Origin of the sequence: Cryobacterium sp. CG_9.6, assembly GCF_029893365.1 — a bacterium.
GTDB lineage: Bacteria > Actinomycetota > Actinomycetes > Actinomycetales > Microbacteriaceae > Cryobacterium.
This window is the reverse complement of record NZ_JARXUZ010000001.1, coordinates 3205669-3225431: the sequence shown is the minus strand read 5'-3', so window position 1 is coordinate 3225431 and position 19763 is coordinate 3205669. Positions and strand designations below refer to the sequence as shown.

The window sequence follows — 19763 nt, the reverse complement described above, 5'->3', positions numbered from 1 at the left end:
CCATCTCTTACGCTCATTCCCCACTGTGGCCTTCGTTTACGGTCACCCTCAGTCTTTTAGCGGTGAGCCGCCGACAGACGTTTATCTCCGAGAACGTAATTGGAGTATCTGGGCGGGGAACGAGTGGATCGAACACATCATTCGTCGGGGTCATAACGTGATCATGCAACCCGAGGTGATGATGCGGCGTTCGGCTCTCGAGCTCGCAGGCGGACATTCGGCCGAGATTCCCGAGGCCAGTGACCTCCACCTCTGGCTCCGACTCGCGTCCGTTGGATCGGTCGGTCGTGTTAACGGGCCAGTGCAGGGTCTGTATCGAATCCATGATCAGAGCATGCAGCGCACGATTCACTCGGGGTACCTATCCGATCTCAAGGCTCGGAGAACCGCTTTCGATCTGTTCCTGGGTGCAAGTTCACTGAACGTTGAGGATTCGGACGGTATGCGCGTGCGAGCCCATCGGGCCCTTGCCCGTGATGCACGGCGTCTGGCGGTGCGAGCTCGAGACCTTGGTGCCGAGCACACGGAGCCAGTTGCCGAATACCGAGCACTTGCTGAGGCGTTGGACCCGCGGAAGACGTACCGTTCCCTCGCGTCAGCAGCGAAGCGATCACGGTTCTTCCGCAGAATCGATCCGGGGCGGCCATATCGGAACCTCGAAGATCGAATCCTGTGGCGCCGTTGGCGGAGGTTTGGCATATGAGCGGCTCCCGTGGAACGGTGAGCCGAGCAATTGTCTGGAGTGGTGGAGGTGCAGTGGCGCTTCGAGCCGGCCAATTCGGCATCGGTATCGTGATCGCACGCATCATGTCGCCCTACGACTTTGGTGTCTTTGCGGTTGTTCTCGTTGTTTACTCGCTCATCGTCAATGTGAGTGAAATTGGAATTGGATCTGCTCTGATCCGGGTTCGCGGCAGCGTTGACCGGCTGGCCCCGACTGCCGTGACGTTGTCGGCGGCGAGTTCAATCGTGCTCGGAACGGGAATGTGGTTCGCCGCCCCGCTGGTGGCTTCGCTGATGCGAGCGCCAGGCGCCGGTGAGGCGATTCAGGTTATGTCCCTCGTTGTGGTCTTGGCGGGCTTCAGCTCGGTACCACTCGCGTTGATCACACGGAACTTTCGGCAAGATCGAAAATTCATTGCTGACATGGCTAACTTTGTTGTGAGCAACATCCTTCTGATTATCCTCGCGCTGGCCGGACTGGGCGTGATGGCGTTGGCGTGGTCCCGAGTGGCGGGCCAACTCGTATCCGTAATCACGCTTGTCGTCCTCGCCCCGCGCCGTTACCGACCGGGGTTCAATCGCGGCGCGGCAAAGACTCTCATCCGGTTTGGAGCACCCTTCGTCGGCGCAAACCTTGTCGGATACGGTGTGGGAAACGTAGATGCCATCGTGGTGGGACGAATCCTCGGCCCTGTCCAACTGGGGACATACGCTCTGGCCAACAACGTTGCCGGCTGGCCGCTTAGCCTCTTCACGAGCGTCTTGAACAGCGTAGGACTGCCTGTCCTCTCGAAAATCGCACACTCTGCGCATGCGCTCCGCGATTACCTAGCAAATGCCACCTTCTTACTAACCGGTGTTTTTTTCTATGTGAGCGCTATGTGTGCGGGTCTGGCGCAACCTCTTGTCGACGCCGTCTACGGTCCGAAATGGTCGGCAGCGGGACCGGTGCTGGCGATTCTCGCTGTCTACGGGTCAGTCCGGGTGCTGCTCGCACTCCTGTTCGATGCGCTCATCGCATGCAACTCGCCTCGTAGCCTGCTCCTCGTTCAGGGGATCTGGCTCGTTGCTCTCGTCCCTGGAATGTTGGGCGGCGCGATGTTAGGTGGCCTTGTCGGTGCCGCAGCAAGCCAAGTGCTGATTGCACTTCTGGTTTCGCTGCCGGCAAGTTTTCTCTTTCTGAGGCACGCTTCGGGCGTGAAGGTGCTTCCTATCGTGTTTCGCACGGTCTTGCCGTTGACGGCCGCCGTGTCCTCTGCGGTCATTGCTCACGTTGTGGCAGGGTTTGTCGACAACGCATGGTTGGCGCTGCTTTTAGGCGGCTGTGCCGGAACAGCCGTGTACGCAGCGGTGATGTTCAGGTCCATCGTTCGCACGAGGGACGAAGTTCGCCGACTTTACGGCAGTGACGTGACACATTTTTCACCGCACGACGATTCTGTTTCCGAAGCAGCTGCACCGCTCCCTCCAATCTCTTCGTTTGCACTTCCCCTGAGAGGCACTGAGAACCGTGATGATTAAGACCCAAGAGATTCCCCTGGTCGACTTGAGAATCCAGCACGCCCAGATAGAAGAAGAGGTCAATGTTGGGATTGCCGGTGTACTCCGGCATCAGGGATTCATCCTCGGACCGGAAGTCCGCGCCTTTGAAACCGAGTTCGCTCGCTACTCGGGTGTGGGTCATGTTCTCGGCGTTGGCAATGGCACAGATGCTCTCGAGCTTGCGCTGCGAGCGGTGGGGATTGGTCGGGGTGACGAGGTCATTGTCCCAGCTAATACCTTCGTGGCCACGGCGGAGGCCGTTCTGCGGACCGGAGCCGACATTGTGCTTGTGGACAACGACGAAAACTATTTGATCGATGTGGAGCACGTCGGTGAACGCCTCACGCGGAAGACTCGGGCGATCATGGGCGTACATCTCTACGGTCAGACAGCGCCGGTTGAACGGCTTCGAGAAATCGCCGGTCCCGACGTGGTGATTATTGAAGACGCTGCTCAGTCTCAGGGGGCTCGACGTCATGGAATTCGCGCGGGTTCGCTCGGCGATATTGCGGGAACGAGTTTCTATCCCGGAAAGAACCTGGGTGCCTACGGTGATGCGGGCGCAGTGATGACCAACAGCCCGGAGTATGCAGAGGCAGTGGCGCAATTGCGCAACCACGGTGGCCAGAAACGTTATGAGCACAATCTGGTGGGCATGAACTCCCGCATGGACAGCATTCAGGCCGTTGTGCTTTCGGCCAAATTAGCTCACCTCGACCGCTGGAACACACAGCGACGTGAGGCTGCGGCCTACTACGCTCACTTATTTGCCGATGACGTGCGCTTCGTTACTCCGTGTGTTGCCGAGGGCAACGAGCACGTCTTTCACCTGTACGTCGTTCGTGTTCCGCGGGCAGCGCGCAACGGTGTTGTCGAGTGGATGTCCCGAAACGGTGTCGGAGTTGGCATCCATTACCCCGCACCTATCCACAGGCTAGGCGCGTTTCAACAGCTGAGTGACCAAGGCTCCTTCCCTCTGGCGGAGAAATTTGGTGAGGAGATTCTTTCCCTGCCAATCTTTCCAGGAATCACGCGCGAACAGCAGGATCATGTCGTGGAGATGCTCATCGCTGCCCTCAGGGAGTGCGCATGAAGAAGAACCACCACCGTCCAGATGTTCTGGCGCGACGGCGCCTACATGGTGTGCGTGACAGGCCGATTAGACCCGTAACTGTGAGCGTGATTATCCCGTGTTATAACTATGCTCGGTTCCTGCCGGCAGCGATCGAAAGCGCTCTCAGCCAGCAGCACGCTCTGATGGAGGTCATCATCGTGGACGACGCGTCGACAGATGACTCCGTCGCGGTCGCAAGATCAGTCGCACGTCATGATTCCCGGGTTCGCGTCTTGGTTCACGAGGTGAATCAGGGTCCTGTAGCCACCTTCAACGATGGCCTGGCGGTGGCGACGGGGGACTACCTCATTCGGCTCGATGCCGATGACCTTCTTACCCCTGGTTCCGTTGGGCGGTCCACGGCTGTAGCCGAAGCCTTCCCGAACGTTTCCATGGTTTACGGTCACCCGGTGCATTTCTCTGGTGACCAGCTGCCAGCGTATCGTGGCACGGCCGTGTCGTGGACAGTGTGGGGTGGGCGGAGTTGGCTCGAAATGCGGTGTCGACTCGGCGTTAATTGCATTACGTCCCCCGAAGTGCTCATGCGCGCTACCGCTGTTCGCGAGGTCGGTGGGCAGCGTGAACTTGCCCACACTCACGACATGGAAATGTGGTTCCGGCTTGCACTACACGGGGACGTTGGCTGGATCAGTGGAGCTGATCAGGCATGGCACCGCGAGCACGACGACAGTTTGTCGGCGCGGGAAGTGGATGTCCTGACCGACATGGAGGAGCGGGCCCGCGCGTTTGAGATATTGTTTTCAAGCATGTCGGGCGGTGCCACGGAGAATCGTCAACTCCTCGTTCTGGCTCGCAACGCGCTGGCAAATGAGGCGATCGCTCGCGCGGCGCAGGCCTATTCGCGTGGTCGAGGAGGGACGCCCGAGGTCGATCGATATGTGCGGTACGCCGAATCGCTGTGTTCTGTGCCAGCCGATCTACCGCACTCCAGAATCCTGGCCCATGCGCGCAAGCTCGGTCCCCGTCAGGCCGTTTATTCCCCATACCTCTTTGCCCAAGCTGTTGTTTACCGCGGCACTCGTGAGCTTCGCGCTCTGCGTTGGCGTGCCACGGGACTGTAAGGAGACATGAATGAGTCAGATAACGAATATGCAAAAACTCGTCAGGGTCATGCGTCGCGAAGGTATGGACGGTGTTGCTGAGCGGCTCGTTCGTCGGGCGGCTAAACGCTGGGGCGGGGACAGCGACCCGATGTTTCTCCGGCCACACGATGTTGTCAGTTCACAGAGTGTTCAACCATTCGGACTCTGGCCACCGACCGTCGAAGGGAACCCCCTCACAATCGGCTGGGTGTTAACGGCGCCCGGACCCGCTTCGGGAGGCCACACGACTATTTTTCGCTTCGTTGAGGCGCTGGAGACAGCAGGTCATACCTGTGTGCTTTACGTCTACGACGGACAGGGTGGTGACGCCAGCCAGTACGAGGACCTCATCCGCACGTGGTGGCCGCGGGTGCGCGCAGAAGTACGAAATGTTTCAGACGCGACAGAGGGATTTCAACATATCGACGCCTTTGTTGCCACGGCGTGGCCCACAGCTCATATCCTGGCCGGATTTTCGGAACTCGTCGGCGCGCGGTTCTATCTTGTTCAGGATTTCGAACCATATTTTTATCCGCGCGGCAGCGCATATGAGCTTGCCGAGGACACCTATCGATTCGGATTCATTCCCCTCACGGTCGGTCACATGGTTGCCGATGAACTTCGTGCCCGTTTTGATGTCACACCGATCGTCGCCGAGTTTGGTTGTGATCGGGAAAAATACCACGTGACTAACCATCGCAAACGTGATGCTGTGGTCTTTTACGCTAAACCGGGAACAGCTCGGCGTGGCTACGAGCTTGGCCTCATGGCTTTGGAACTCTTCCATGAAGATCATCCCGAGGTCGAGATCCACACGTTCGGAATTGAAGCACGCCGAATCCCTTTTCCTGCAACGGTCCATGCGCACATGAACCCATCCGCTCTCAACGATCTGTATAACCGTTGTGCGGCTGGGCTCGCCCTGTCCTTCACCAACGTTTCTCTGATTGCGTTCGAACTCCTCGCCGCCGGGGTCGTACCTGTTGTCAACGACTACGCAGGGACACGCGCCGACCTCGTAAATCCGCATGTTGCGTGGTCACAATCGAATCCGCGTTCGCTGGCGGATTCCCTTGCCCGAGCGCTTGATGATCACCGACGCACAGGACCAGATGGGCTTGCGGCAAGCGTTGCGAGCATGTCCTGGGCCCCGGCTCAAAGTGCCGTTGTAACCGCGATTGAAAAGGAGTGCGCCCGGTGACTCTTCGAATATTCTGGGACATCATTAGCCGATGGCGTTGGATTGTGATTATTGGCATCATGATGGGGCTTGCCGGGGGAGCGTACGTGGCGTGGCTCACACCGGTGGTGTATCAGGTGAAGGCAACCTATCTGTTCCTCTCACCAGTTCTGTCCGGAGACGGCAAAGCGGGGAATCCCTTCCTGCAACTGGGGAACAGCGTCTCGACGACGGTTGACATCCTGTCTGTATCTCTTCGAGACGGTAAGACAGCCAGTACCTACGTGGATGTCTACCCAAACCTCACCTACACGGCAACCCGGGACACATCGCTCTCGGCGCCGCTCATGATTATTAGCGTGGAAGACGAGACCCTCGAATCGGCGACCTCGACGTTGGCTAGCCTTGGGGGCGAGCTGTCTCGGCGCCTTGACATACTTCAACAAAACGCAGGAGCCCCAACAAGCCAGTGGATCACCGTGTCCCAATTTACGCTCGACCCCAAACCGGTGATCAGCTTCGCGACGCCGATGAGAAATGGTGTCGTTGTCGCATTGGGAACGATTCTGCTGTCGTTGATCATCGTGCTGACTGTCGAACATCGGCGGGGGGTCGTGGGTCCGCGGCGTTCTCGGCGTTCTCGCAGGTCGCGGCGTTCTCGGCGTTTGAGGGCCTTGCAGGCTTTGCGGGCAGCCCGAGATAAGCGGAGCCAACAAGGTGCCGCAGGCACGGAACCCCCCGAGCCAGACAGCGATGCCGAGTGGCCCTCTCCCTCCCCGGCCTCCACGCCGACGCTCGTGAGCAAGCTGGTGGGATCATCTCCGAATTGAAAGCGCGAGCACCGGACACCAAAAAGACGCCACGCGGGACTGGCGTTCAGCCTCCTCTGCGGAGAATTTCTCGGGATCCGCTGGTCGCCCTTCAGGTTTATGTCGTGGTGCTCTTTGCGTCGCCGTCCATCTACATCATCAAACCGCTCGGCGCTGCCGGCACACCTGCGACGGTAATCGGCGTCTTCTTACTGATTCTCTGGCTCATGGGGACGCTCACTCGAACGGCACATCGTGTGCGCCCAACGCCGATGCACTGGCTGTTGGGGGCCGTAGCTCTGGCTGCTCTGGCAAGTCTGGTGGCAGGTATGCTCCGGCCGACCACCGGTGCCGAGGTTTCGTCTGCAGAGCGGGGCCTTATCATGCTCGCATCGTGGGCGGGCGTTGTGCTGCTTGCGGCGGATGCATTACATAGTCGGCGTCGCCTTGACGTGTTCCTTCGCTTCCTCGTGCTCATGGCGTCGATTCTGGGCGCAATGGGCCTGGTGCAATTCGTCTTCCAGGTGGATTTTGTCAGTCTGCTTCACCTGCCCGGACTCACCCAGAACAGCTCGGGCGGGGGGCTCTACCTTCGGTCAGGGTTTCCCCGTGTGAGCGTGACGTCCCTGCACTCCATCGAATACGCTGCCGTTCTCGGCGTCATTCTGCCCATCGCCATTTACCTTGCATTTACAGCTCCCCGCGGCAGAGTGTGGCCCTGGTGCCAACTCGGTTTGATCTTCGTCGCCATTCCGCTAACGGTGTCCCGATCCGGAATGGTTGGGCTGTTGCTTGGCATTACGTTCGCTTTTGTTATCGCCACACGACGACAGCGTCTGTGCCTCCTTGCTGCGTTACCAGTTATCGTGGTGATGTTTCGGTTTTTCATTCCGGGGCTTGCGGGGACCATCCGTGATCTCATCCTCGGATCGCGAACCGACCAATCGGTTGTCGGGCGCACCCGAGACTACGAGGCGGTCAGTGCATTCTTTGCCCAATCTCCGATATTCGGGCGCGGCGCTTTCACTTTTTTACCGGACGTATATCGCACTCTCGACAACCAGTTTCTCGGAACTCTGGTCGAGCAGGGACTTGTGGGACTGCTCGCTTTTGTTCTGTTCATCATCTGTGGCATCCTCATGTGTATCGTGGCAGGTTACTCGGCCCCCACTAGAGAACTCCGCAGCCAGGCCTGGGCGGTGGCTGTCGGGATCACCACAGGCTTCGTGTTGTGTGGCACGTTCGACGCTTTCGGCTTTCCGATGGCTATGGGCATCTTCTTCTTACTGCTCGGGGCTGCTGGCGCAGTTTGGCAGTTTCATCGTCGTCCAGCACGGCGGTTACCTCTCAGTGACGGGGTGAGGCTTACTCGGCCTGGGCACATGTTGATTGCCGGCTGTATGATTCTTACTCTGGTCGGTGGTGCGTGCGTGATCGGCACGGCCAAGGGTGAATTTGAAGCACAGGGAAGCGTTGTTGTCGCGCTCCCAGGTGAATCAGGCCAAAATATTTACGACCAGAAAGTAGAAGTCGCAGGAGTGTCCGATGTCGTTGCGGCCCTGATGGCAAGCAGTTCCGTGAAGCAAGCCCTTGAGGCTCAGGGCGTTGCTGCTTTCACCGTAACCGTGGGGGACGGGAGCCGTGAACCATATACGGAGGCCCAAGGGAATGGGCCCATGCTGTGGATCTCAGCTCGGGGTCCGACGGAACTGTCGGCCAGTAATCGAGCCGATGTCGTGCGCGAGGAGCTCAAAACGCAGTTGAAGGCGATTCAACTCGGTCGAGGAATCCCGGAGGGTTATTTCATTGTCGCCGGGGATGCTTTCGTGCAGCCCAACGTGTTCGCGCGTCCCGTCAACCGCAGCGTGGCGGCGGCGGCGCTCCTCCTGATGACTGTGCTGGGGGCTATGTTACTGGGGGCCGCGTTGCGGCGCACGCGCAGATGGTCAACCCGGGGAATCATCGATCTCGCTGGACTACCTCGTCGTAGCATCGCGCCAACGATTCGCTAGCCCGGTCCCAAGAGAGAAACTGACGCTGGGCAGAGCCACGTGCGGAAAGCCTCTTGAGGAGCGCTGGCGTGGTGGCGAGCAACACCAAGTGTTCCGCCAGCGCCTGCCGAGATCCGACGGCATGTTCAAGAAAGTCGATACCCGGCGTTCCGAGTGCCCCTGACGCCGAACTCACCAGGGGAACGCACCCACTGGCCTGCGCCTCCAAGGTGACGAGAGCGCTTCCTTCGGTCCAGGTGGGCAGCAGCAGCACATCCGCACTCCGTAAAAGCGCGGGAATGTCGTCCACGAAACCCAAGGTCGTGACGTTGGGCTGAGCGAGGAGGGCGGAGAGTGAGCGACCATAGTCTGGCTGGATCGACCCGGCAATCAAAAGCTCAGCATCCGCTAACCCTGCGCTGCGCCAGGAATCAAGAGCGACGTGGAGTCCTTTGGTGGGGTCCCCCCGACCAACGAACACTGCTCTGAAAGGTCGCGGTGATGCTGAGGGATCACACGTGCGCGCAGCAAAGCGGGTGAGGTCACATCCATAACGGTGCTGCAGCATGCGTGAGCTCGGGAATCCTTCAACGATGAATTCGTCTCGTGCATAGTCCGACGGGACAAGTACCGCCGTCGCCGCCTCATATTCCGCACATTCCCGAGCTAGAACGGTCAGGTTGGCCGCATGGGAGTGTTGGGGTGGCAGGGGAACTCCTGCATCGGCAGCCGCCAATGCCGACTGCCGGATAACGCTGGCGGTGTGTGGGTTAGGTGACTCGCGCAGAGTGGCGATTCCCGCTTTTGTCGCTGTCGTGAAGGTGTGGAGGCAGGCTCGGGGCCACGCGTGAACCACATCGATGCGCTTCGTGTTTTTGCGCAGCCACCCAGCAACCTGAATGTCGTGAAACGTGTACGCCCGCTGAACGCCCAGTGCCCGATGGGGTACACGAAAGGTGCCGACCATCATCGTCTCGTGCACCTCGACGGAAGAAGGAAGCACCAAAGTGCCGACGGACGTGCAGAACAGCACCACCTGCACCCCAAGCTGAGCGAGACCCAGCACTTGCTGGCGCGCCGTGAGGGCGATCCCGGCCCGATCAAGGGAGTGCGGGAAGCTATACAAAACTCTCACTAGTGGCCGGCCCTTCGGTAACCGTTTCTTGTCAATCGCCGCAATGGCGGACGTTTGTGGCTGAGCATAGCGGCCGGAGGGGGACGGGACCGTGAGCATTAGGGGGGTACCGAGAAAATCAGCGTTTTCACGGCGGTAGGGAGCCGGAGAAAAGCTCGAGCGCCCGTCAGATTCGACGGGCGCTCGAGCTTAATAAGGTCTGGAAAAACTAAGGGTTAGCCGATAGGAGCCCCCACAACTGCGCCGGTTGACATGACGTTGCCTGACCAGACGTTACCTAGCCCCGACGTGTAAGACGTGGCTGGGCCCCAGTAACCACACTTCGGGAACACACTCGTGCCGAAGGTATTGTTCGTGAATTGGGCATTGTAGGCTTGCCTCCCGTTTGTGCTTCCCGCATACAGGCAGTATCCGCCACCGTTCATCAGGTTTCGATCAACGACAACGTTGCGAATAGTTTCCAACTGGCTGTACAGGGCCACGGAGGCCGAGAAGTTTGGTTCAGTTCCAGCGTCGAGGCGGTTCCCTGTGATGATGAAGTTTGTCCCTCCGAGGCTAATGATTGGTTCATTGTGGCTTCCACCATTAGCCGGGTCACCGTGCACAACGAGGTCGTGGATCCAAGAGTTCTTGATCGTCATGTTGGCGACGAGTCCAGCTCCTTTGCCCCAGCCGCGGATGTTAGCGCCGTCAACGGTCATATCCGTGTAGCCCACAGCGGGGTACCCGCCATCAGCAGCGCTGTCGTACGGGCCGATGATTTCGACTCGTTGAACGAGTGCGCCCGGGTATTTGCCGGCAACATCACCAGTATCGACTCGGCCCCACACCCGGGAATTCTTGAGTGTGACACCAGCAGCCCGGATGAAAACATCGCCTCGGATCTCGAGCCCACTGATAACCGCACCGGGTGTGGTGATCGTGAGTCCTCCCGAGGGAGTCAACGTGGTTCCAGCCGGGACACCCGTCGTCGTTGCATCAGGCCAGCCGCTCGGCGCCGGGGTTTGTGTTGGGGTAGGTGTCGGGCTGGGTGCTGGTGTGGGTGTTGGAGCGGGTGTCGGGCTGGGTGCTGGTGTGGGAGTCGGCGCCGGTGGTGGCGGTGTCGTCAGATCAGCAGTGAAGCTCACATCAACGAAGTAGTTTGTTGCGTTCCACGTTGACGTTGGCATCCCTCCGGTAGTGCCGTACAGGTAGCGACCATTGATGGTTGCGGCAGCTGTGAGTGGGCCACTGACCTTGGCGGAGTTGAAGTACGCCGTCGTATAAGCGTAGCCGCCTTGGGGTGCATAGTACGAGACGATGTAGGTCGACCCAGGAACGAGTGCCACGGGTGTTACAAGGTTGGCACTCTGCCAGCCAGTTGCTGACTCACCCGTGAAAGTCACTGCGGCTAACTTTGTTCCTGTCGACGACCACAGAGAACCGGTGTGGGTGCCAACGTTCGCCGCGCCTTTATAGAAGCGAATACCGGTGACGTACCCAGCGACCGACGACGTGAAGGACATCCCAACCGTAAGCGGAGTTGATTCGCCCGAGGAGGCTACGGCGGGTGTTGACGTACCGAGCAATGTTGTGATCACTGCGGGTGCGGGTGCGGGTGCGGGTGCGGGTGCGGGTGTTGGTGTGACTAGGGCATTGAAGTTCACATCAACAAAGTAGTTTGACGCATTCCATGTGGAGGTTGGAAAACCTCCACCCGAACCATACCGGTAACGGCCGTTCGGTGTTGCTGCAGCGGTGAGCGGTCCGCTGACCTTGGAAGACGCGAAGTACTTCGACGTGTACGAGTAGCGACCCTGCGGGGCGAGGTAGGAGACCACGTAGGTTGTGCCAGCGGTAAGCGTCACGGGGGTTGCGAGCTGTGCACTCTGCCATCCGGTGGTGGTTTCGTTTGTAAACGTGACGGAGGCGAGCTTGGTCCCTGACGACGTCCAGAGGTTACCGATGTGGGTGCCTCCATTTCCTGCACCCTTGAAGAAGCGAATGCCGGTGGCATAGCCAGCTTGCGAGGAGACGAACGAGACGCCCAATTCCACTGCACTTGTGTCGCTTGTCTCCGCCGCAACAGCGGGGGTCTCGCTACCAAACAGTGTGACTGTAGTGGGGGAAATCGCGGTGACAACAGAGGCCGCATGGGCCGCGCTGATGCCGGTGATTGATGAGGTTGCAGACGCACCCGTGACCACCAGAACGCCCGCAGTAATAAGGGCAAAAAGGGAATTACGGTTCCACGGGCGATTAACTCGGGAGCGAGCAGCGGATGAAGGGGGGAATGTTGAATGTGCGGAGCGCGCACGTATAAATAACGGGAGCATTAGCTGATTTCGTGTGGCGCACGCGGACGGTTCATGCGAAGGTGTGGGACCGTAGGGGGCCAACTGCGTTTAAACAACGCTACGCCGTACATGAGCATTAATCAACTGCGCACCCCGAGGGACTTCTTCCTCGCCCAACCTTAGCGAGAGTCCGAATTGGCATTCGTGTGAGAGATGAACTGCGAACACGTCGATAAGGAGCTGGTCACAATCGAATAATGTTGCCATGGTTTCTCTCCGGGAGACACCCGTCCACCGTGTCGCATCTTGTTCCACGGCGAGTGTCCGACCAGTTCCTGAAATGGCACGAACTAGTTCGCGGGGGTGATCTTCGCGCCCGGCAGCAGGGTCTCGCGGGAACTCGTGTCCCGTTCCCAGCGAGTCCCGGCCGGTGCGAGCTTCGCCTGCACTCGAGCAAGGGTAATCATTGCCACATAGAGGACTACGTCACAGATCTGTCGAGGGTCGGCTCGCACCAGTGCCCACACATCCGCGAGCTGGCCCCGCTGACTCGCCGATACAGGGGTTGCTCGGGCGGTGAGGGGAACATCACTCTGCGTGCGGTAGGTGCGTTTGAGGATTTTGACCAGGTCTACCGAACGACGTGGGGCGTGAACGATTACCGGATCGGTCGACACGATGACGCGCTCGTCGGTTCCGATGAGATTATCTATAAAGAGGTCGTCAGACACAATGTTTGGAAATTCTGTGAAGCGCGCCCGCCCAGCGGTGGATAAAGCGTAGGTGCCGGCCCCCCACAGCACGTTCTGTATCGAGGGAAGTTGCACCCGGATCCGATACCAACTCTGTACCGCCCACTCCGACCCTGCCGTTTCGAACCGCACGGGTGGGCGTCCACCGAGGGCCGGGCCGTGGGATAGTTCGGCCATCACGTCGAGTGCAGCCCGGCTCGTCATCACGACATCGGCATCAAGATAGATCCGGGGACCACGCCGAGCAATAACGTCGCCCGCACGGAGGGCCGCGGTCTTGGAGGCAACGGCGATTTCCACAACCCGCACGCCCGTGAAGCTGCGTGCGATGTCGGCAGTACTGTCGACGCATCCGTTGCACACAACAATCACGTCGAGGTCTCCGGCCAGCACCGCGGGGCTCAGGGCGAGCAGGCACCGTGCAATGACGAGTGCTTCATTATGAGCAGCGATAACTACTGAACCCACGCGAGTCACGCCTTGCCTCCCGGAAGGGCAGCTCGGACGGAGGGAGAGGACAGAGCGCGCAGAATGAGACGGGACTCAGCCCGTCGCACCCGGACGAGGCTATGCACAACCGCAACTCCGTAGAACATGGCAGAGGCAACGCTGCCATGCCACTTACGAAAATAGCGAAGCTTATTTAGCGCGAGAAGAGCGTCAAGTTGAATGGATGTACCCGACCCCGCCCCCCGGTGCCGCATGATTGCACCCGGAACGAAGACGATCTGCAGGCCGCTTTGTCGAATCCGCCGGCAGTAGTCGGTTTCCTCAGAATAAAGAAAGAAGCGGGCAGCATCCCACTCACCGACGAAGCCCAGCACATTGGTCTTCACGAGCAGAGCGGCGCCGGTAGCCCAGTCGACGGGTGCCATGGTGCGATACGGCTCGTTCGACCGAACCATCTCAGACAACCAGTGCGGTCGTCCCGGCCAGTGATCGCCAAAAAGTGCTTCACCGAGAGAACGAAGCATCGACGGCTCACGCCGAAGGGACGGTTGAATGACGCCGGACTCGTTGGTGAGGAGGGGAACGGTCGCCCCAATGCCCTCCTTTCGACACGTCTCAACCAGGCTGCTAATCGAACCAGCCTCAAGCACGAGGTCTGGGTTCAGGAAGATCGTGAAGTGCGAGGGTGTTGCGTAGCCCAGACCCAGATTGGCACCACCGGAAAAGCCTAGGTTGCCGTTGGCGGTCACGACGGTCACCCGGGAATCCGCAGCGTGCGCCGCTGCTATGCCGTCGTCACCGTAGTTGTCCACCACGATGGCGTGCCAGGTGAGTTCATCGACGGCAGCTGCCACGGAGGCCAGCAGTGTGATCATGTCGTCGGCGCTCTTGTAGGCGACGATCACGAGGGTGAGGTCCCGCACGGATTGATTCTGATCGGGTGATCGGGGTAGCTGTGCAGTTCCTACGTCGGGCCGGCCAGTCACTGATCAATCCTTTCGTAGGTTTCAGTGCCTCGTGGCTGCTCCGTGCGCGATTCGGAGACCATAGCTACTGGGCCTTCAGCTCTGAAGAAGGTTTCGTGCCACACCTCGAGGCACATCAGGGTCCAGATGCGGTTTTCCTCGCTGAATCGACCGCTCTCATGGCGCTTGAGCAGATCGCGCACCGCGGTCTGGTCGAACGTCTGGGCCACGAACGAGTCTTTGCCGGTAAGTCGGTCCCACATGGAATCTCGAAGCCCAGTTCTAAACCACTGGTCGAGCGGAACGCGAAAGCCCACCTTGCGCCGATCAACGACTTCGGTCGGCAGGTAGCGGCGGGCTACTTCCTTGAGCACCCACTTCGTCGTGCCGTTGCGCACTTTGACCGAGGAGGGAAGTCGAAACGCGAGCTCAACGAGACGGTGGTCGAGCAGCGGTGGGCGCAGTTCCAGAGACGCGGCCATGGACATGCGATCGCCCCTCTCGAGCAGGTTGTCGGGCAGCCAACCATCGAGATCAGTGAGCAGCATGTTTCGAATGGTGTCGGATCCGGAGGTGGTCACGTCACGCGCGGGCGCTCGGGTGGGGATTCCCCTCAGTAGGCCGGTTCGCTCGGCGCTGGTGAAGGGCGCAAACCAGGTACGGTATTGCTCGTCTCGGCTCACCGCCCCGGCTGCCCGAAGTGCAATGCGAGCCCGTGCAAGGCGGACTGGCAAGTGTCCCTCGATCGAGTCGATCACCTTGGAGCGCAGGGCGAAGGGCAGAAGGGATGCCGTCGCTACAGCGCGAGCAGCCCGATACTTCGGGTAACCAGCGAAAAGTTCGTCGCCGCCCTCGCCGGAGAGGACGACACTCACAGACTGCCGTGCGGTCTGCGCGAGTCGGTACACCGCTATATCGGCGGGTTCAGAAATGGGTGAATCTCGGTGCCAGGTGAGTTGCGGCCAGAGGGTTTCAAAGTCGCTCGCGTCCACGTTGACCTCGTGGTGGTCCGTGCCCACGTGCTCGCTCACCCGCCGCGCCCACGGCAGTTCATCGGTGCGGGCGTCGCCAAAACCTGCGGCAAAGGTCTGTACGCGGTGCTGAGGCCGCAATGCGGCGATTTTTGCCACGATCAGGCTGCTGTCCACTCCTCCGCTGAGGTATGCGCCCACGGGAACATCCGCTACGAGTGAGGCGTCGACCGCTTCGGTCACAGCTTGATCCACGGCATCGATCGCGGCAGGGTCTGGCCACCGGCTTCGTGGGTCGGCAGCGGGCGGTTGCCAGTAACGAATGATCGTGATTTTGCCCTCACGTGTGACTTCAGCGCGGTGAGCAGGAGGAAGTTTGCTCACGCCCTCAAACAGAGTGTGCGGTGAGGGTACCGAGCGTGCTGCGAGGTAGGAATCTATGCTTAACATGTCGACGCCCGGAGCTTGAGGAAGAACGGTAAGAAGTGCCTTGATCTCCGAAGCGAACAGCAGCTGCCGTGAGGTGTGCGAGTAATACAGCGGCAGAACGCCGAGGCGATCGCGCACGAGGTGAGTTGTACCTGTAAATGTGTCGTGCAGGGCAAATGCGAACTGGCCGATGAGGTTATCGATCCAGCCAATGCCGTGCTGGCTCACGCCGGCAAGAATCACCTCCGTGTCACCGTCGGTGTGGAAGGGGTATCGCAACCCGGCCCGCAGCTGCCGGTAGTTGAAGATCTCACCGTTGAACGTCAACACCCATCGGGCATCAACACTGTGCATCGGCTGTTTACTGCCGGCCAGGTCGATGATCGACAGCCTGGTGTGTGCGAAACCCACGCCGCCCGAGTGCCAAAACCCATGACCGTCCGGGCCTCGATGGGCCAGACACCGGGTCATCGTCCCGAGAACGGTCGCTTCGACTGCGGTGCCGTCAAAGTGTTGGATCCCCATGATTCCGCACATATATCTTTAGGCCCTTGTTCTTAACTTGATGAACTCGCTGCTATCAGGTGTTTGCAGGCGTCGACCTCTGGTGACGAGGAACTTAGTGAAGGAGACGCTGTCGTTGAGGTCGACGTGTGAGGGGTCTGCGGGAACCCCGGCGTTGGAGAATGGCCACACGGCAGCGCGCAGGTCGTTCTGGCTGCGACCGAGTACAGTATCGAAGACGCTGATGTAGGCCTGAGCCTGATGCTGCCAGTCGAGTTCGCTCGTCACGCGCTCACGTGCGGCACGGCCGAGATTTGCGCGTGCTTCGGAGTCATCGAGAAGGGCCTCGATCGCGTCGGCGAAGGCGCTGATGTCTCCGGATGGCACGTAGATGGCGCTGTCACCACCGGACACGCGGGTTTCGGTGAGGTCGAAGGACACGGAGGGGAGTGCGTAGGCCATATATTCCATGGTCTTGTTCATCGTGGACAGGTCGTTGAGTGGCGTCTTTTCGTCCGGTCCCAGGCCGATATCAGCGGCGCTCAGGTAGTTTGCGATAGTTTTCGGTCCGACGCGGCCAGTGAAGTGAATCCGGTCGCTCAGGCCCATCGCAATGGTTTGTGCTTTGAGCGCTTCGAGACAATCCCCGAACCCCATCAACACGGCGCGCACATCCGTTCGGCCGCGTTGAGTCACGAGTTCGTCGACGACCTCCAACACCTTGTCAACGTTGTCTTGAGGTCCCATGATTCCGAGATACACGAGGAGTGAATCTTGTATCGCCGCTGCATCGTCAACGGGCTGAATCGGGCGCATCACCCGTGTGTCTGGTCCGCTGCGCACTACGGTGACCTGGTCGGGGCGAAGCTTGCCACGCCGCAGTGCGATCGCGCGATAGGAATTATTCGTCGAAATAACATGGTCAGCCACCCGGAAGGTCATGCGTTCGAGCCATAACAGGGTGCGGTACTGAAAACGTGCGGCAAGACCGCGTGGTTGACCGAATCGAGAGAGAAACAGCTCGGGATTCAGATCGTGGTGGTCGAAGATGAACCGGACACCCCGATGACGCCACAGCAAGCCGAGCAACCAGTAGGTGTCTGGTGGGTTACAGGCCTGAATCACGTCAAAACCCCGTTCGCGGCGTACCGTGAAGGAGAGGGCGGCCGTGCGTATCCACGAGAGAGCGAACTCGATGGCGAAGCCGAGCGCTCCTGTTGCCTCGGGTGCTGGACGGTACTTGTAGATTCCGATGCCGTCAATGACCTCACGAGCGGGGTCACCGGGCCCCTTAGGGCAGATGACTGAGACGGAGTACCCCTGGGCGTGCAGGGCTTGGCATTCCAGCCAGACGCGGCGGTCGAGAGGTACGGGAAGGTTTTGCACGATGATGAGCACGCGAGTGCCCGGCGCTGCGGGCGGTGTCAGACGCGTGTGAGAAAAGATTCGCTTGATCATGAGAGAGTCAAAATCCCTTCGGTCTCCGTGTAGTTTTCGCCCGTTGATGGGCAGGTGAACTGGCCAGACTCTGTCGCGCTGAGGGCCATGCCGCTGCGTCCGACCCAGCCGATGCGGCGGGCGGGGACTCCGGCGACAAGAGCGAATTCGGGAACATCGGCTGTCACAACGGAGCCGGCAGCCACCATGGACCAGCGTCCGATCGTGACGGGTGCAATACACACGGCCCGGGCGCCGATGGACGCACCGGTCCGAACAATGACACCCACCATGGGCCAGTCGTCAGCGCTTTTGCGAGAACCATCAACGTTTATTGCTCGGGGGAAGACATCGTTCGTGAAAACGGCACCCGGGCCCACGAAGACTCCGTCTTCGAGCACAGCTGGTTCGTACACGAGAGCGTAGTTCTGTACCTTGCAGTTTCTTCCAAGGATGACACCCGGACCGATATAGGCACCGCGACCGATGATGCACCCAGGGCCGACGCGTGCGTGTTCACGAACCTGAGCGAGGTGCCAGATCTGGCTTGCCAGCCCGATGATGGCAGTCGAATCAATGTCGGCGGTGCCCGCAATCTGTGCGGGTCCGTCGTTGCGAGCAGCCGCGGCATGTAACGCCGAGTGCGGGGCGGTGTCCATCAATACGCTCCTACAGGGTGAATGACGACTTGGAAGGTGCGCCAGATAATCATCAGATCCTTGGTCAGGGACCAGTTTTCGACGTAATACAGATCGAGCCGCACACTTTCTTCCCAGCTCAGATCGGAACGACCGCTGATCTGCCACATTCCTGTCAGCCCTGGTTTGATGTACAAGCGGCGGTGCACGTGGGTCTCATAGGTGAGGACCTCCTGGGGCAGGGAGGGGCGTGGGCCCACGATGCTCATGTCGCCCCGGATGATATTCCACAGCTGAGGCAGCTCGTCGATGGAGTGCTTGCGCAGAAAACCACCGATGCGGGTGATGCGGGGGTCGTTGCGAATCTTGAACAGGGTGCCCGAGGCTTGGTTCTGGTCCAGCAGGCTCGAAAGATTGTCCTCTGCGTTCACCACCATGGAGCGAAACTTCACCATGCGAAAGGTTTCTCCACCGCGACCACAACGCTCCTGAAGAAACAAGACCGGGCCGGGGCTGTCGGCTCGGATGAGAGCGGCAACAACGAGGAGTGCGGGAGAGAGCACGATGAGCGCAAGGCTAGATGCCGCGATGTCAAGACTGCGCTTCAGAGCATGTTTGAAGCCATCGAAACGGGGAATCTCCACGTGGATCAGCGGCAGGCCCTCCACCGGACGAAAATGGATGCGTGGCCCCGCAACGTCCGTGAGTCGACTGGACAGCACAAGTTCAGCGTTGGTGTTTTCCAGCTCCCAGCCAAGCGAACGCACGTATTGCGCGCCACCGGACGGCTGGCCCGCCACGATGACAGTATTGACGCCGAGTACGCACACCGTATCGGCCACGTTTTCGAGATTTGTGACGATGGGGACTGTTCGGTGGTCAACGGTAATTTCTGTTGGGCGACTGCTGCCCTCCGCAGAATCGAGTGCCACGCCAACGACGCAATAGGCAATCCCTGAATGAGCGTGCAACTGGCTGATCACGTATTCCACATCGTCGCGCTGCCCAACCACGAGTACTCGAGACAAATAATGGCCGAATCTGCGCTGTCGTGCGAGCCATCTGCGCCACAACCAGCGCTCAAGAGTGAGGACCGTGACGCCCACCGGAAAAGCCAGGATGAAAAAGCTGCGGGCAATGTCCACCTGAAAAATGAGAAACGTGATGGCAAGCAGGCCGAACGTGATGGCGCTGGCGTTCACGACTCTCTTGTATTCGGTCGAGCCCATGCCGAGGATACGAGGGTCCCGGGTGCGAGTAGCGGATAGGCTGGCGATCCACGTGGCGCCAATGATCGCGGAAATAACCCAGTAGTCCACGTGGAAGCTACCGAGGGGAGTCGACGCTTCATCAAAGCCGAAGCGGGCGATCAGCGCCACTGAGAGCGCAGCCGAGACCATAGCGACGTCGGTTATGACGAGTTTCAGGCGGTATTTGCGGGCCCATTCCCTACCAGAGACCGCGCCGTTCACCTCAAACTCGGGACGGCTCGCTGTCGACGCCCCAACGAGCGTGAGACGGGGGGTGGCCTCGGTTGTAGCGGTCATTTTCACCGTCGGAGTTGGCTCGATCATGCGTAAACCACGGGTGATATAAGGGCTTGACTGGGGACGGGTTCGCAGCAGAAGTGTAGGACTAGGTCTGTCTGATTCACGTGTTCAATCCCTGCATTTCGGGGGTACAGGTCAGGAAATGGACTATGCCATCGCAAGACGACCCGCAGTCGTCGTCGGGTAAGTGATGC

14 protein-coding genes are annotated in these 19763 nt (G+C 59.7%); 6 read left to right on the top strand and 8 right to left on the bottom strand.

The features are described 5' to 3' along the window. Positions 1 to 699 precede the first annotated feature (699 nt). The 6 genes from H4V99_RS14990 (at position 700) to H4V99_RS14965 (ending at position 8483) form a co-directional block, all read left to right on the top strand. Positions 700 to 2244: a lipopolysaccharide biosynthesis protein gene (locus H4V99_RS14990; protein WP_280679627.1), complete on the top strand. Its 1545-nt coding sequence runs from the start codon at positions 700 to 702 to the stop codon at positions 2242 to 2244. Then, entirely contained in the window at positions 2237 to 3358 is a 1122-nt protein-coding gene (locus H4V99_RS14985; RefSeq protein WP_280679626.1) for a DegT/DnrJ/EryC1/StrS family aminotransferase, read from the top strand. Before H4V99_RS14990 ends, H4V99_RS14985 begins: the two co-directional genes overlap by 8 nt. Positions 3359 to 3438: 80 nt before the next feature. After that, positions 3439 to 4461: a glycosyltransferase gene (locus H4V99_RS14980; RefSeq protein WP_280679625.1), complete on the top strand. Its 1023-nt coding sequence runs from the start codon at positions 3439 to 3441 to the stop codon at positions 4459 to 4461. Between the two features lie 10 nt (positions 4462 to 4471). Further along, the gene (locus tag H4V99_RS14975; RefSeq protein WP_280679624.1) at positions 4472 to 5683 is read left to right on the top strand and encodes a glycosyltransferase family 1 protein; all 1212 of its coding nucleotides are present in this window, start codon (positions 4472 to 4474) and stop codon (positions 5681 to 5683) included. Next, entirely contained in the window at positions 5680 to 6492 is an 813-nt protein-coding gene (locus tag H4V99_RS14970) for a hypothetical protein (protein WP_280679623.1), read from the top strand. The genes H4V99_RS14975 and H4V99_RS14970 overlap by 4 nt, the downstream gene beginning before the upstream one ends. A 104-nt stretch (positions 6493 to 6596) precedes the next feature. Beyond that, the gene (locus H4V99_RS14965; protein WP_280679622.1) at positions 6597 to 8483 is read left to right on the top strand and encodes an O-antigen ligase family protein; all 1887 of its coding nucleotides are present in this window, start codon (positions 6597 to 6599) and stop codon (positions 8481 to 8483) included. On the opposite strand, the gene H4V99_RS14960 is transcribed toward H4V99_RS14965, so the two are convergent. The 8 genes from H4V99_RS14960 to H4V99_RS14925 all read right to left on the bottom strand — a co-directional run bounded on the left by H4V99_RS14960 (position 8431) and on the right by H4V99_RS14925 (position 19566). Further along, positions 8431 to 9597 carry a glycosyltransferase family 4 protein gene (locus tag H4V99_RS14960; protein ID WP_280679620.1) on the bottom strand — a complete coding sequence of 389 codons (1167 nt, stop codon included), beginning with the start codon at positions 9595 to 9597 and terminating at the stop codon, positions 8431 to 8433. The two genes, H4V99_RS14965 and H4V99_RS14960, sit on opposite strands and share 53 nt — an antisense overlap. A gap of 215 nt (positions 9598 to 9812) precedes the next feature. Further along, positions 9813 to 11912 carry a DUF4082 domain-containing protein gene (locus tag H4V99_RS14955; protein ID WP_280679618.1) on the bottom strand — a complete coding sequence of 700 codons (2100 nt, stop codon included), beginning with the start codon at positions 11910 to 11912 and terminating at the stop codon, positions 9813 to 9815. A gap of 311 nt (positions 11913 to 12223) precedes the next feature. After that, complete coding sequence (locus tag H4V99_RS14950; RefSeq protein ID WP_280679616.1) at positions 12224 to 13093, bottom strand: glycosyltransferase; 870 nt, start codon at positions 13091 to 13093, stop codon at positions 12224 to 12226. 5 nt (positions 13094 to 13098) lie between these two features. Further along, positions 13099 to 13998 carry a glycosyltransferase family 2 protein gene (locus tag H4V99_RS14945; protein ID WP_280679614.1) on the bottom strand — a complete coding sequence of 300 codons (900 nt, stop codon included), beginning with the start codon at positions 13996 to 13998 and terminating at the stop codon, positions 13099 to 13101. Between the two features lie 59 nt (positions 13999 to 14057). Beyond that, entirely contained in the window at positions 14058 to 15965 is a 1908-nt protein-coding gene (gene asnB, locus H4V99_RS14940; RefSeq protein WP_280679612.1) for an asparagine synthase (glutamine-hydrolyzing), read from the bottom strand. 18 nt (positions 15966 to 15983) lie between these two features. Continuing rightward, positions 15984 to 17402 carry a glycosyltransferase family 4 protein gene (locus tag H4V99_RS14935; protein ID WP_280679610.1) on the bottom strand — a complete coding sequence of 473 codons (1419 nt, stop codon included), beginning with the start codon at positions 17400 to 17402 and terminating at the stop codon, positions 15984 to 15986. After that, positions 17399 to 18040, bottom strand: coding sequence for an acyltransferase (locus tag H4V99_RS14930; RefSeq protein ID WP_280679608.1), 642 nt, complete (start codon positions 18038 to 18040; stop codon positions 17399 to 17401). The genes H4V99_RS14935 and H4V99_RS14930 overlap by 4 nt, the downstream gene beginning before the upstream one ends. Beyond that, entirely contained in the window at positions 18040 to 19566 is a 1527-nt protein-coding gene (locus tag H4V99_RS14925) for a sugar transferase (RefSeq protein WP_280679606.1), read from the bottom strand. The genes H4V99_RS14930 and H4V99_RS14925 overlap by 1 nt, the downstream gene beginning before the upstream one ends. Between the last annotated feature and the right edge of the window lie 197 nt (positions 19567 to 19763).

Coding starts and splice junctions, on each gene's coding strand:
- H4V99_RS14990 (WP_280679627.1), top strand. CDS start 700: ATGAGCGGCTCCCGTGGAACGGTGAGCCGAGCAATTGTCTGGAGTGGT.
- H4V99_RS14985 (WP_280679626.1), top strand. CDS start 2,237: ATGATTAAGACCCAAGAGATTCCCCTGGTCGACTTGAGAATCCAGCAC.
- H4V99_RS14975 (WP_280679624.1), top strand. CDS start 4,472: ATGAGTCAGATAACGAATATGCAAAAACTCGTCAGGGTCATGCGTCGC.
- H4V99_RS14955 (WP_280679618.1), bottom strand. CDS start 11,912: ATGCTCCCGTTATTTATACGTGCGCGCTCCGCACATTCAACATTCCCC.
- asnB (WP_280679612.1), bottom strand. CDS start 15,965: ATGGGGATCCAACACTTTGACGGCACCGCAGTCGAAGCGACCGTTCTC.
- H4V99_RS14935 (WP_280679610.1), bottom strand. CDS start 17,402: ATGATCAAGCGAATCTTTTCTCACACGCGTCTGACACCGCCCGCAGCG.
- H4V99_RS14930 (WP_280679608.1), bottom strand. CDS start 18,040: ATGGACACCGCCCCGCACTCGGCGTTACATGCCGCGGCTGCTCGCAAC.
- H4V99_RS14925 (WP_280679606.1), bottom strand. CDS start 19,566: ATGACCGCTACAACCGAGGCCACCCCCCGTCTCACGCTCGTTGGGGCG.